Consider the following 12,530-nt stretch of genomic DNA (forward strand, 5'->3'; position numbering starts at 1 on the left):
TAACGCCGGGGCGGCCGTTGTGAGCGAACCAGGCGCCCGCTGGGCTTTTCACCAATGCGCGGATGAACGCTGAGCGCCGCGTTCAAGCGCGTATTTTCGAAGCACATCAACCCACTATCGCATTTGGGGTTGAGGCAAGTCTGCATGAAGAGACGGCGGAGTGGTGAGGGAAAGCCCGGCCAGCAAGGCGGCGATAATGACAAACAGGTGCCCTTCGGACGAGTCCAGCAGGAATGAATTGAACAGATGGCAGGCCATGTAGCTGCTGAGCACCGCAACGAACAGATTGCGGCGCGCCGGCGGCAAGCGCCAGGCGACGCGGTAGCAACTCCACATCCAGGTGAGGAACACCATCAATCCCAGCAAGCCGCTCTGCACCGTTTCCAACAGGTATTCATTGTGCGGATTATGCACGCCATAGCCGCTGGACGGATTGCCGTACCAAAAGCTGCCGGCACCGTTGCCCAGCAGCGGGGATTGCTTTATCAGTCGCAGGGCTTCGCGGGCGAAAGCGGTGCGTTGCCCCATGGAGTTGTCGCAGGCCGCATAAGCCGTTTGGGCCGGGGCGAAAACGCACCCCTGAATTTGCTGGACGCCCAGCGTCAGGCGCTCCATGGCGCGATTGGGGGTCATGACCAGCATCACGACAGCCAGTATGCCGCAGCCGAGCACGGCCACTTGCTGCTTGCGCCGGAGGGTAAGCAATAACCAGATGCCCATGCCAACGGCCAATGCCACATACCCGGTACGCCCCTGCACCATCAGCAGAACATTAACCGTCGCCAGCAACACCAGTCCCGCATACCCACAGCGCCGTTTTCCGCTACAGGCAAAAGCACGCGACAACCAGACCAGCGCCGCCAGCGCCATAAACACGTTCTGGGTGATTTGCAGCTTAAACACCGTAGGGTTGTCGGGATTCAGCCCGCCCAATGTGACATGGCCAAGCCCGCTCATGAAGCTGATGGCCAATATCGCGGCATTGGCCCACAAAAAGCCGCGGACAAATTGCGTCATCAGCCGCGAGTCGGCCAGAAAGAACAGCGCCAGCGGCAGGACATACAGCAATTTTTGGTATTTGCCGACCATTTTGGGGCCGTAGGCGTGAGCATGCGTCAGCAATGACAACGCCAGCAGCGCAAACATCAGGGCCGGCAACCAGACCAGGGGATGACAAACCAGTGCAGCCCACTGCCGGATATCGCGCAGCCAGAGCAGACAGACGACAACCAGCCCCAGTGAGATATTCATCAGGGGATTGGAGGTCGGGAGGGAGGCTCCCAGCAAAAAGGCGGTAAACGCAAACAACCGTTGCTGAAGGGGCGTCTGTAGCGACGAGGAAACTGCTGAGTTGAATAGCATCGTGGCGTACTCATTGATAAGAGAAAAAACACGGTGGAAGGCCGCGCAGGGTTAACGCTGCGCAGACCCGACGAGGGATGCCAGTTGCCTGTTAACCGCCTGTATCACATCGCCGGCCGGGATGGCCGCGAGGTAACGCTCGCGGGTGTTGGTGTCAACGGCTTCCGGGGCGGGCAGCGGACGATAATCTCCGGCCCACAGCAACGTGTGGGGCGCCTGCCACGGGGACCATTGCGCGAGGTCGCTGGGCCCGAACAACACCACCGAGGGCGTATTCAGCGCGGCGGCCATGTGCATCGGCACCGAATCGACCCCGATAAACAGCCGCGCCCGGTCAATCAACACCGCGAGTTCCGGCAGCTCCAGACGCCCGGCCAGATTAATCACCCGCCGCGGTAACCGGCAGCCGGCCATAATGGCGCTTATCATGGCGGCTTCATCTTGCGTGCGTCCGCCGGTGAGCACCACCGTTCTGCCCTGGGCGGTCAGGTGGTTAATCACGGCGCTGAATCCGTCCACCGTCCAGGTCTTGAAAGCCCAGCGTGCGGTCGGCTGTATCAGCACAAAATCGGTCAGATGATGGCGTCGACTGAGCCGGTCAACGTCATCCACATCAGATTGCCGCCAGGCCTGCGTCACCTGCGTGATGGTCGTGGGAAAGGCCAGTGGCGTCAGAATGCTGAGATTATTCAGCACGGTGTGCTGCGCCGGGCCGGCAACGTCGACCAGTAGCGAATGGCAGGCCCGCCAGAGTCGATTGTCGCGTTTGGGGTAGCGAAACCCCAGACTGAAGGTCGGTTTGAGAAAACGGCAATACAACGCCGCCCGCCACTGATCGGAGAGGTTGATCACCAGATCGTAATGGCCGGTCCGCAGGCTGTTCCATAACGCATATTCGCCGCGGTATTGCGCTTTCAGCCCCTCGTGCTTGAGCTCTCGATCCACGGTAAAGGCCAGATAAACATCCTGATTGCCGGCCAGCATCGCCTCGGTGCCGTCATAGACCAGCACATCGATCAGTGCATTGGGGTAGTTGACGCGCAATGTGCTGAGCACCGGCGTCATCAACAGGACGTCGCCAAAGTGGCGCAGCTTGATGACGAGAATGCGTTGCACGCTATCCCGGTGCAAAAGCGCATTGGGCACCCGGCGATCGGGGAGTGTGGCCAGCGGGGATACGGGGCGTTTGCCGGTGGTGCGATGGGCATTCATGGTTCGTCGCCTCAGAAAAATACAAAAGGCCGCTGCAGGGCCGAAAGAGTCCGTGAGGATAAAAATAGCGCTGCGCCACGGTTCGAAAACCCGAGAAGGCTGCAGGGAGAAAACGCCGTTCTCTCTGCCGTGCTCCCTGAACCGTCAATCTCGTTATCGCTGGAAAGCGGGCGATTAGCAGACGTTCTCGTCATGGCTGAGTACGGGGGTTTTATCCTGATAAATTGTCGAGCGCTACGTGGTATTCACCGGATGAATAAAGAGTTACCACCGAATAATATCCTGCCCGATCTTAACGGCGACCATGCAGCAAAGATAATTGGTTGTGCAGATCAATAAGATCCTACCGATCGTTGAAAACGATCAATCCTTTACAAATTGCAGGGTTACCGAGAAAACTCCTAACCCATTGAGGTTGTTCATATCTTTTATTGCCGCAGCATGCGGCCGTGCTGAACTCCCTCCCCCGACCGGAGAGCCCGGTGCGGGAAGTGAGCCATCGTTAGCGAATAAACGTGGAGGGGAAAATAGGCGTTTTCACCGGTGGAACAGCGGCGCCGCGGCCGGATACCTAATCACTCGCCAAGCGCAGAAATTGCACGACCGTCGAAAAACTGAGCTTTGGAGAATAGACCGGTTGGGAGAGTATAGAAATGGTACAGCGATACGCTCACCTATCCCCAACCTATCTAACCGAACATGCGAGAAAAATTGACGAAGTCTTGGCGGGCAATGTCACTAATCTGGCACTTTTGGAAAATCTTGCAGTGGGGGAATGAGCATAACTCATTGATACTTAATGGCACGCCCTATAGGATTCGAACCTATGACCTACGGCTTAGAAGGCCGTTGCTCTATCCAACTGAGCTAAGGGCGCATTGAGATGCGGCAACCTGCGGCTGCGGGTTGCGATTATACGGTCAGAGGTTAGCGAGTCAATGCCTTTTCATGACGTTACGGCGGCGGCCGTGCTTTATGGCGTTTTTTCCGCCAGCGCCCGTGCGGCGGCCCGCGCTATGCTGCGTTGCGCCAGGCCGACCGCGGTATCGCCCGGCGTGCGTTCGGCCCCTTGCCGCCCATCGCCCCGCCGCAGGCAAAGGCGCACGGACTGAACGACCGCCGTAATGTCGCCCCAATCGGCATGCTCAACCACCCGCGCGTTGCAGGTCGCCGCCACCCTTTCCCCCAGTGTGGCGTCGGGGCGCACGCTGTTTAAAGAAGCCTGGCTCCACGGCGCCCAAGCCAGCAATAGCCCGCACCCTACCCATGCGCTGCCGTTCATGCGCACAGCTTCCGCCACAGGGCGCTCAGGCGCGCCCGCCACGACGGCGTCGCCTGGTGCTGACAAAGCTGATGCAGCGCGGTGAGTTGCTCACTGTCCGCCGGATGCAGCGAAGAATCGAACACCGTCTCGCCAACGTGCTTAGGCTGCGCCAGTTGCTGATCAGGCTGATGATGCAACGGATAAAGCCGGGTTATCGCTCTCATGATCCTGCCCTCTTTCGCCCTGTGTATGGCCCCAGCGTATGCAAATGCCGGTAAAAATGGCGTAGAGGTTCCTGAAGCCGGCATAAAAAAAGCGTAAATCGGCCTCGCCAACGGCGGCGAGGGTGATTCTGCGCCTGACAGCGCGCTCAGCTTCTGACAGAATAGCGGCATCCCCGCTTTTCTTAATTGATGGATTTCCACACTGATGTCAGCAAAGATTATTGATGGTAAAACGATTGCGCAGCAGGTTAGAAACGAAGTGGCTGAGCAAGTGAAACAACGTCTGGCGGCCGGCAAGCGCGCGCCAGGGCTGGCGGTTGTGCTGGTCGGCGAGAATCCGGCTTCGCAAATTTACGTCGCCAGCAAGCGCCGCGCCTGCGATGAAGTCGGCTTCCTCTCCCGCTCCTACGACCTGCCCGCTGCCACCAGTGAGGCCGAGCTGCTGGCGTTGATCGACGAGCTGAACGCCGATGAGGAAATCGACGGCATTCTGGTGCAGCTGCCGTTGCCGGCCGGCATCGATAACGTCAAGGTGCTGGAACGCATCCATCCGGACAAAGACGTCGACGGCTTCCACCCGTACAACGTCGGCCGCCTGTGCCAGCGCGCGCCCAAGCTGCGCCCATGCACGCCGCGCGGCATCGTCACCCTGCTGGAGCGTTATAACATCGATACCTACGGCCTGAACGCCGTGGTGGTCGGCGCGTCCAACATCGTCGGCCGCCCGATGAGCATGGAGCTGCTGCTGGCCGGCTGCACCACCACCGTCACCCACCGCTTCACCAAGAATCTGCGTCATCACGTCGAGAACGCCGATCTGCTGGTGGTGGCGGTCGGCAAACCGGGCTTCATTCCGGGCGACTGGATCAAACCGGGCGCCATCGTAGTGGACGTCGGCATCAACCGCCTGGAAAGCGGTAAAGTGGTGGGCGATGTCGATTTCGACGCCGCCAGCGAGCGCGCCGCCTACATCACCCCGGTGCCGGGTGGCGTTGGCCCGATGACCGTGGCTACACTGATCCAAAATACCTTGCAGGCCTGCGAGGAATATCACGACGTTCAACCTAAATAAGTAAGGCAGTATGGAAATTTTCAATCTGGACAATCATCCCCATGTCGAACTGTGCGATCTGCTGAAGTTCCAGGGCTGGTGTGAAAGCGGCGGCGCCGCCAAAGAAGTCATCGCCGAAGGGCTGGTGAAAGTCGACGGCAAGGTCGAAACCCGCAAGCGCTGCAAGATCGTCGCCGATCAGGTGGTGGAGTTAGGCGGCGGCAAGGTCATGGTTAAACCCTAACCCGCAGCCATAGAAAAAGGCGCTGAATCCAGCGCCTTTTTTGTTTCCTTCTGCCGGATTACTTACGGCGCCAGGTGGTGCCCTGCGGGCCGTCTTCCAGCACGATGTTCATCTCGTTCAAGCGATCACGCGCGGCATCCGCCAGCGCCCAGTCCTTGGCGGCGCGCGCTTCGTTACGCTGTTTGATCAGCGCTTCGATCTCCGCCACTTCGCCGTCGTCAACCTGTGCGCCCCCTTGCAGGAACTGCTCCGGCTCCTGCTGCAGCAGGCCAAGCACGTTCGCCAGCTTGCGCAGTTCCGCCGCCATGCCGCTGGCCGCCGCCATGTCTTCCCCCTTCAGGCGGTTAACCTCGCGCGCCAGATCGAACAGCGCCGAGTAGGCTTCCGGAGTGTTGAAGTCGTCGTCCATCGCTTCGCGGAAGCGGGCTTCGAACGCCTCGCCGCCGGCCGGCGCGGCATTGGCGTCAGTGCCGCGCAGCGCGGTATAGAGGCGCTCCAGCGCGGTGCGCGCCTGCTTGAGGTTCTCTTCACTGTAGTTCAGCTGGCTGCGATAGTGGCCGGACATCAGGAAGTAACGCACCGTCTCCGCATCGTAATGGCCGAGCACGTCGCGAATGGTGAAGAAGTTATCCAGCGATTTGGACATCTTCTCTTTGTCGATCATCACCATGCCGGAGTGCATCCAGTAATTGACGTACGGGCCGTCGTGAGCGCAGCTCGACTGCGCGATCTCGTTCTCGTGGTGCGGGAACATCAGATCGGAACCGCCGCCGTGGATGTCGAAGTGGGTGCCTAGCTGTTTGCAGTTCATGGCGGAGCATTCGATATGCCAGCCCGGACGGCCCGGCCCCCACGGCGACTGCCAGCTCGGCTCGCCCGGCTTGGACATTTTCCACAGCACGAAGTCCATCGGGTTGCGCTTCACGTCGTCGATCTCCACGCGCGCGCCGGCCTGCAGCTGCTCCAGATCCTGGCGCGACAGCAGCCCGTACTGCGGATCGCTGTCGATGGAGAACATCACGTCGCCGTTGCTGGCCACATAGGCGTGATCGCGATCGATCAGGCGCTGGGTGATCTCGATGATCTCGGCGATGTGTTGGGTCGCGCGCGGTTCACTGTCCGGGCGATCGATCAGCAACGCGTCGAAGTCGGCATGCATTTCCGCCAGCATGCGTTCGGTCAGTTGGTCGCAGGTCTCATGATTTTCCGCCGCGCGGCGGATAATTTTGTCGTCCACGTCGGTGACGTTGCGCACGTAGTTCAGCGAATAGCCGAGATAGCGCAGGTAACGCGCCACCACGTCGAAAGCGACAAAGGTACGACCGTGGCCGATGTGACACAGGTCATAGATGGTTACCCCGCACACGTACATGCCCACTTTCCCGGCATGAATGGGTTTGAATTCCTCTTTTTGACGACTCAGGGTATTAAAAATCTTTAGCATCGGGAGATTCCGTGGTGTGCGTGATAACAAAAAGATAACCGGGCTTCAGGTTTAACGCCCGGTAGCGTATTGAAACCTGAAGCCTGATCTATTGCAAGGTTAAGGCCATGCTTTGCTGACTTCACGCGAAGAAAAAGCGCAAAATTCGCCGGCCGGCGCATTTGTTATAATATAACATAAATGCAATTACCACAGACAGTGCGCGGTTGAGCCGCTGCTGACTCGCTGGGGCGGATATGTTATAAGGGCGGTCTGAATGTTCACTCGCTTTACGTGACGTCTCACTTCACCTTGTTAGGATTAAAACTATGGTTACTTTCCACACCAATCACGGCGATATCGTTATCAAGACCTTTGCTGACAAAGCGCCGGTTACCGTTGAAAACTTCCTGAACTACTGCCGCGCCGGTTTCTACGACAACACCATCTTCCACCGTGTGATCAACGGCTTCATGATCCAGGGCGGCGGTTTCGAGCCGGGCATGAACCAGAAAGCGACCAACGCGGCCATCAAGAACGAAGCCAACAACGGTTTGAAAAATACCATCGGCACCCTGGCAATGGCGCGCACCAACGATCCGCACTCCGCCACCGCACAGTTCTTCATCAACGTGGCTGACAACGACTTCCTGAACTTCCGCGGCGAAAACGTGCAGGGCTGGGGCTACTGCGTGTTTGCTGAAGTGGTTGAAGGCATGGACGTGGTCAACAAGATCAAAGGCGTGAAAACCGGCCGCAGCGGCATGCACCAGGACGTACCGGTAGAAGACGTGGTGATCAACAGCGTGACCGTCAGCGAGTAATCGCGGCTGCATGAGTACGCTGTTCATCGCAGATCTGCACTTGTGCGCACAGGAACCGGCAATCACTGCCGGTTTTCTGCGTTTTTTACGGCGTGAAGCGGTGCACGCCGACGCGCTGTACATCCTCGGCGACCTGTTTGAAGCCTGGATCGGCGACGACGATCCCGAGCCGCTGCACGCGGAGATCGCCGCGGCGCTGAAAGCGCTGCAACAGGCCGGCGTGCCCTGCTATTTCATCCACGGCAACCGCGATTTTCTGCTCGGCAAGCGCTTCGCCCGCGCCAGCGGCATGCAGCTGCTGCCGGAAGAAAAAGTGCTGGAGCTGTACGGCCGCAGGATCCTGATCCTGCACGGCGACACCCTGTGCACCGACGATCAAGCCTATCAGCAATTCCGCCGTAAAGTGCACAACCCGCTGATTCAAAAACTGTTCCTGGCGCTGCCGCTGCGCTGGCGACTGAAGATCGCCGCCAAGATGCGCGCCCGCAGCCAGCAATCCAACCAGTACAAGTCGGACGCCATCATGGACGTCAACCCGCAGGCGGTCGAGCAAACGATGCTGCGCCACGATGTGCACTGGATGATCCACGGCCATACCCATCGCCCGGCGGTGCATCGGCTGGCGTTGAGCAACGGCGAAGCCCATCGCGCGGTGCTGGGCGCCTGGCACGTCGAAGGATCGATGATCAAAGTCAGCGCCGACGCCGTCGAGCTGATCCAATTCCCATTCTGAGTTCCGCACTGGCGCGCGGGTGAAAATTCGCGCTTTCGCCGGTGAAAACCGACGACGCAACCGTTTTCCTCGCCGTGCGCTCATGGTATGCTCTACGCCCTCATTCGGCCCTCCGCCGACGCCAGACAAATCACAGGAGCCTTACACCCATGGGAGCCAACGCCGCTTCAGCCGCCAATGCCGGGGCTAAAATCGCAATTGTAATGGGATCGAAAAGTGACTGGGCCACCATGCAGTTCGCCGCCGAAGTCCTGACCCAGCTCGATGTCCCCTTCCATGTCGAAGTCGTTTCCGCTCACCGCACGCCGGACAAGCTGTTCAGCTTCGCCGAGCAGGCTGCCGCCAACGGCTTTGACGTGATCATCGCCGGCGCCGGCGGTGCCGCGCATCTGCCGGGCATGCTGGCGGCGAAAACGCTGGTGCCGGTGCTGGGTGTGCCGGTGCAAAGCGCCGCGCTGAGCGGCGTGGACAGCCTCTATTCCATCGTGCAGATGCCGCGCGGCATTCCGGTGGGCACGCTGGCGATAGGCAAAGCCGGCGCCGCCAACGCCGGGCTGCTGGCGATGCAGATCCTGGCGCTGCACGACGCCGCCCTGGCGCAGCGTTTGGCGGACTGGCGTCAGGCGCAGACTGAAGACGTTTTGAACCACCCCGATCCGCGGGAGGACGCATGAAGCCGGTTTGCGTATTGGGCAACGGTCAGCTGGGGCGCATGCTGCGCCAGGCCGGCGAACCGCTGGGCATCGCCGTCTACCCTGTCGGCATCGATGCCGAACCTGAGGCGGTGCCGTATCAGAACAGCGTCATTACCGCCGAGATTGAACGCTGGCCGGAAACCGCGCTGACGCGCGAACTGGCGACTCACAGCGCCTTCGTCAACCGCGACATCTTCCCGCGTTTGGCGGATCGCCTGACGCAAAAGCAGCTGCTCGATCAGCTCGGCCTGGCGACCGCGCCGTGGCAGCTGCTGGCGAGCGCCGCCGAATGGCCGCAGGTGTTCGCTGCGCTGGGCGAGCTGGCGATCGTCAAACGCCGGGTCGGCGGCTATGACGGCCGCGGCCAGTGGCGCCTGCGTCCGGGGCAGGAAGCCGAACTGCCGGCCGATGCCTATGGCGAGTGCATCGTCGAGCAAGGCATCAATTTCTCCGGCGAAGTGTCGCTGGTGGGCGCGCGCGGCCACGACGGCCGTTCGGTGTTCTACCCGCTGACCCACAACCTGCATGAAGACGGCATCCTGCGCGCCAGCGTGGCGCTGCCGCAGCCCAATCCGGCGCTGCAGCAACAGGCCGAGCAGATGCTGGCGGCGATCCTGAACGAGCTGAACTACGTCGGCGTGATGGCGATGGAGTGCTTTATCGTCGGCGATCGGTTGTTGATCAACGAACTGGCGCCGCGCGTGCACAACAGCGGCCACTGGACACAAAACGGCGCGTCCATCAGCCAGTTCGAACTGCATCTGCGCGCTATCCTCGGCCTGCCGCTGCCGCAGCCGGTGGTCAGTACGCCGTCGGTAATGGTCAACCTGATCGGCACCGCCGTCAACGAACAGTGGCTGTCGCTGCCGCTGGTGCATCTGCACTGGTATGAGAAAGAGGTGCGCCCGGGCCGCAAGGTCGGCCACCTCAATCTGAACGACCCGAGCGCCGCCGATCTGTGCCAGGCGCTGCAGGCGCTGGCGCCGCTGCTGCCGGGCGAGTACCAAAGCGGGCTGGCCTGGGCACAGCAGAAGCTGGCTTAAACACCCAATAACAATCAGGGTTCAACCCCGTGAACCCTGATTTTTAATATCACAGCCTAGCGGCTTGTCCTGATCGTTCCCTTCGACAACGCTTCAACATTGTTACCCGCATCATCGACCAGTTTCATGTCAGCACCTTTATTGCTTAACTCACGCAGCAACTCTTTCCGTTGGAACAAAGCAGCGTACATTGCCGCGGTTTGTCCTGCCTGATTGCGTTGATTGACATTGCAATCAGCGCGGATCAAGCGGCGAGCCACGGTTAACTCGCCTTTGAATACCGCGCCCATCAAGGCGCTATTTCCACGCTTGTCGCGCAGGCAGGGATCTGCCCCGGCCGCAAGCAGGGCTTGCACCACATCATCATGGCCATGGTAGGCCGCCAGAATGATGGCCGTGTACCCCTTCTCATCGGCGGTATCGAGATTAAATCCGCCATCGATTAGGGTGTTAATCACTGCAATGTCGCCCTTTCTGGCTCCCTCCCAGAGATAATGATTGAGTTGTGAAAGCGTCGGATCAGTCTCGCTGGCATGTGCAGGCCATGAAAAAAACAGTACGGCACTCAGCCAGAATAAAATGGCCTTTTTGATGATAAACATTTTCACCTCTTTACATGAACGCCCGGTGAGCCTATTAACCGGGCGCTCGAAGGTCGTCTTATCAGTCCGACAACTTGTCCGCCAGTTTTTTCACCTCGGCCAAATCACCTTTAGCAACCGCGGCCAAGCGCGATCCGTAATCCTTATCGGCTTTATAAAAGTAGGAAAGCATAATATTTTTACTTTCCACATCGGCCGATGCCAGTGACGTCCCGAGACTGTTCACCAGGTCATCCTTCTCTTTTGCGCTATAGGACCGATAAAGTTCCCCAGCCTGCCGGAAGTTCTGCTCACGCTGGATTTTGCTTTGCGTCGTCACACCACTGAGCGGCGCGCTGCTGTATCGTGCGGATGCCAACTCTTCTCGCGGATAACGTCGGCTCGGCTGATAATTCACGCCTAAATCCTGGGTATCGCCATAATTCAAGTTACCGTCCTGGTTGCCGTTATTGACCGCGACCCTCGGCTGGTTGATCGGCAAACTTAAACCGTTCGCGCCAAGACGATACATTTGAGTGTCCGCATAAGCGAATAGCCTCCCCTGCAAGAGCTTATCTTCCGACGGTTCAATCCCCGGCACCAGGTTCGACGGCGCCATGGCGACTTGCTCCGTTTGCTGGAAGACGTTGTTTGGATTCCTGTTCAACACCATCTGGCCGATTTTACGCTCAGGAACGCCCGGCCATATCTTGGTTGCATCAAGCGGGTCGAAATCGAAATTTTTCAGCTCCTCGGGCTTTAATACCTGGATATAAAGATCCCATTTCGGGTAGTCGCCCCGATTGATTGCCGTTACCAAATCCTGTGTCAGATGACTGTAATCTTTACCCTGTACAGCTTCGACCTGAGCGGGATCGAGATTTTTGATCCCTTGCAACGTTTTCCAGTGGAACTTCACATAATGAATATCTCCGTTGCCATTAACGAATTTATAAGCATGAACGCCGTTGCCATCCATATTTCTATACGAGGCGGGAGTTCCTTCATTTGAATACAACAGCGTTAAGGTCCGGGTCGCTTCCGGTACATGGGAGAAAAAGTCGAAGCGTCGCGAGTCATCGTCAAGATTGGTGCGTGGATCCGGTTTAAACGCATGTACCATATCCGGGAATTTTATGGCGTCGCGAATGAAGAACGTTGGGAAGTTATTACCCACCAAATCCCAATTTCCCTGCGCAGTATAAAATTTGGTAGCAAAGCCATGCGGATCGCGCAATGTTTCCGGCGAGTGATTGCCATGCACCACGCTGGAAAAACGCACGAATACCGGCGTCGTCGAGCCCATTTTAAACACTTCAGCGACGGTAAGATCGGAAATATCAGCGGTTGGCGTGAACACGCCAAAAGCACCGGTCCCCCGTGCATGCACGACCCGTTCTGGGATACGTTCACGATCAAAGCGTTGTAATTTTTGCAGCAGCTGAACATCCTGCAATAATACCGGCCCATTAGAGCCTGCTGTTTGCGAATTTTGGTTATCGCCTACCGGTGCACCATTATCTCTGGTCAGCGTTTCCGCCGTCACCGAAGAACTTAAAAGAAACGATGTCAAAGCAATGTACAGCGTTTTTCTGGCAAAACGGAATTTATAATCATTGGTCACATAGCTATTTATCATTACATTATCCTTTTTAATGACAATACAGTGCCAGAAGAGGGTTAACCCCATCCTCATTAAGAGTTAAATTACAGATTCAGAAAATCAATACAATATGGAGGAAATATAACAAAGACATTAAAAGTCAGCCAAAACTGAATCAATTAAACCATACCAGTTAATAAAAAATTTGGAAGTGTGCGCCGGCTATCATAATGATAGGTTAAATTTAACTCAAAATTTCCGTTCAATAATC

14 protein-coding genes, 1 tRNA gene and 1 pseudogene are annotated in these 12,530 nt (G+C 58.0%); 8 read left to right on the top strand and 8 right to left on the bottom strand.

Going from position 1 to position 12,530, the window contains the following annotated elements; translation table 11 throughout:
- Window positions 1–114 precede the first annotated feature (114 nt).
- The gene (locus IMX17_RS12825) at window positions 115–1,362 is read right to left on the bottom strand and encodes an O-antigen ligase (protein ID WP_193549822.1); all 1,248 of its coding nucleotides are present in this window, start codon (window positions 1,360–1,362) and stop codon (window positions 115–117) included.
- Window positions 1,363–1,413: 51 nt separating this feature from the next.
- The gene (gene rfaQ / locus IMX17_RS12830) at window positions 1,414–2,574 is read right to left on the bottom strand and encodes a putative lipopolysaccharide heptosyltransferase III (RefSeq protein WP_193549823.1); all 1,161 of its coding nucleotides are present in this window, start codon (window positions 2,572–2,574) and stop codon (window positions 1,414–1,416) included.
- Between rfaQ and IMX17_RS12835 the strand changes: the two genes are divergently transcribed.
- On the top strand, window positions 2,563–2,913 hold the full coding sequence (locus IMX17_RS12835) for a hypothetical protein (RefSeq protein ID WP_193549824.1): 351 nt from the start codon (window positions 2,563–2,565) through the stop codon (window positions 2,911–2,913). The two genes, rfaQ and IMX17_RS12835, sit on opposite strands and share 12 nt — an antisense overlap.
- Window positions 2,914–3,209: 296 nt before the next feature.
- Window positions 3,210–3,353 (top strand): annotated as a pseudogene (locus tag IMX17_RS25235) (integrase); the annotation flags it as partial.
- A 21-nt stretch (window positions 3,354–3,374) separates the two neighbouring features.
- Here the strand turns inward: IMX17_RS25235 and IMX17_RS12840 are convergent.
- The 3 genes from IMX17_RS12840 to IMX17_RS12850 form a co-directional block, all read right to left on the bottom strand.
- Window positions 3,375–3,451 (bottom strand) — tRNA-Arg (locus IMX17_RS12840).
- A 96-nt stretch (window positions 3,452–3,547) separates the two neighbouring features.
- On the bottom strand, window positions 3,548–3,856 hold the full coding sequence (locus IMX17_RS12845; protein ID WP_193549825.1) for a hypothetical protein: 309 nt from the start codon (window positions 3,854–3,856) through the stop codon (window positions 3,548–3,550).
- A complete protein-coding gene (locus tag IMX17_RS12850) occupies window positions 3,853–4,062 on the bottom strand; it encodes a hypothetical protein (RefSeq protein WP_033651127.1) in 210 nt (69 codons plus the stop codon). The genes IMX17_RS12845 and IMX17_RS12850 overlap by 4 nt, the downstream gene beginning before the upstream one ends.
- 205 nt (window positions 4,063–4,267) lie before the next feature.
- Here IMX17_RS12850 and folD point away from each other — a divergent pair, with 205 nt between their 5' ends.
- On the top strand, window positions 4,268–5,134 hold the full coding sequence (folD, locus tag IMX17_RS12855; RefSeq protein ID WP_193549826.1) for a bifunctional methylenetetrahydrofolate dehydrogenase/methenyltetrahydrofolate cyclohydrolase FolD: 867 nt from the start codon (window positions 4,268–4,270) through the stop codon (window positions 5,132–5,134).
- Between the two features lie 10 nt (window positions 5,135–5,144).
- Window positions 5,145–5,357, top strand: a complete 213-nt coding sequence (ybcJ, locus tag IMX17_RS12860; protein WP_193549827.1) for a ribosome-associated protein YbcJ — start codon at window positions 5,145–5,147, stop codon at window positions 5,355–5,357.
- Between the two features lie 58 nt (window positions 5,358–5,415).
- Here the strand turns inward: ybcJ and cysS are convergent, their stop codons facing one another.
- Window positions 5,416–6,801 (bottom strand): cysteine--tRNA ligase, encoded by a 1,386-nt coding sequence (gene cysS, locus IMX17_RS12865; RefSeq protein WP_033642140.1) that lies wholly within the window; start codon window positions 6,799–6,801, stop codon window positions 5,416–5,418.
- Between the two features lie 308 nt (window positions 6,802–7,109).
- Here cysS and ppiB point away from each other — a divergent pair, with 308 nt between their 5' ends.
- The 4 genes from ppiB (at window position 7,110) to purK (ending at window position 10,075) form a co-directional block, all read left to right on the top strand.
- A complete protein-coding gene (gene ppiB, locus IMX17_RS12870) occupies window positions 7,110–7,604 on the top strand; it encodes a peptidylprolyl isomerase B (RefSeq protein WP_016928800.1) in 495 nt (164 codons plus the stop codon).
- Window positions 7,605–7,614: 10 nt separating this feature from the next.
- A complete protein-coding gene (locus IMX17_RS12875; RefSeq protein WP_033642139.1) occupies window positions 7,615–8,337 on the top strand; it encodes a UDP-2,3-diacylglucosamine diphosphatase in 723 nt (240 codons plus the stop codon).
- 149 nt (window positions 8,338–8,486) lie between these two features.
- The gene (gene purE, locus IMX17_RS12880) at window positions 8,487–9,011 is read left to right on the top strand and encodes a 5-(carboxyamino)imidazole ribonucleotide mutase (RefSeq protein WP_004940188.1); all 525 of its coding nucleotides are present in this window, start codon (window positions 8,487–8,489) and stop codon (window positions 9,009–9,011) included.
- Window positions 9,008–10,075, top strand: coding sequence for a 5-(carboxyamino)imidazole ribonucleotide synthase (gene purK, locus IMX17_RS12885; RefSeq protein ID WP_046897480.1), 1,068 nt, complete (start codon window positions 9,008–9,010; stop codon window positions 10,073–10,075). The genes purE and purK overlap by 4 nt, the downstream gene beginning before the upstream one ends.
- A gap of 56 nt (window positions 10,076–10,131) precedes the next feature.
- Here the strand turns inward: purK and IMX17_RS12890 are convergent, their stop codons facing one another.
- Window positions 10,132–10,677: an ankyrin repeat domain-containing protein gene (locus IMX17_RS12890; RefSeq protein ID WP_046897481.1), complete on the bottom strand. Its 546-nt coding sequence runs from the start codon at window positions 10,675–10,677 to the stop codon at window positions 10,132–10,134.
- A gap of 61 nt (window positions 10,678–10,738) precedes the next feature.
- Window positions 10,739–12,295: a catalase gene (locus IMX17_RS12895; protein ID WP_046897613.1), complete on the bottom strand. Its 1,557-nt coding sequence runs from the start codon at window positions 12,293–12,295 to the stop codon at window positions 10,739–10,741.
- Between the last annotated feature and the right edge of the window lie 235 nt (window positions 12,296–12,530).

This window comes from Serratia sp. X3 (assembly GCF_014982455.1).
GTDB classification, from domain to species: Bacteria; Pseudomonadota; Gammaproteobacteria; order Enterobacterales; family Enterobacteriaceae; genus Serratia; species Serratia ureilytica.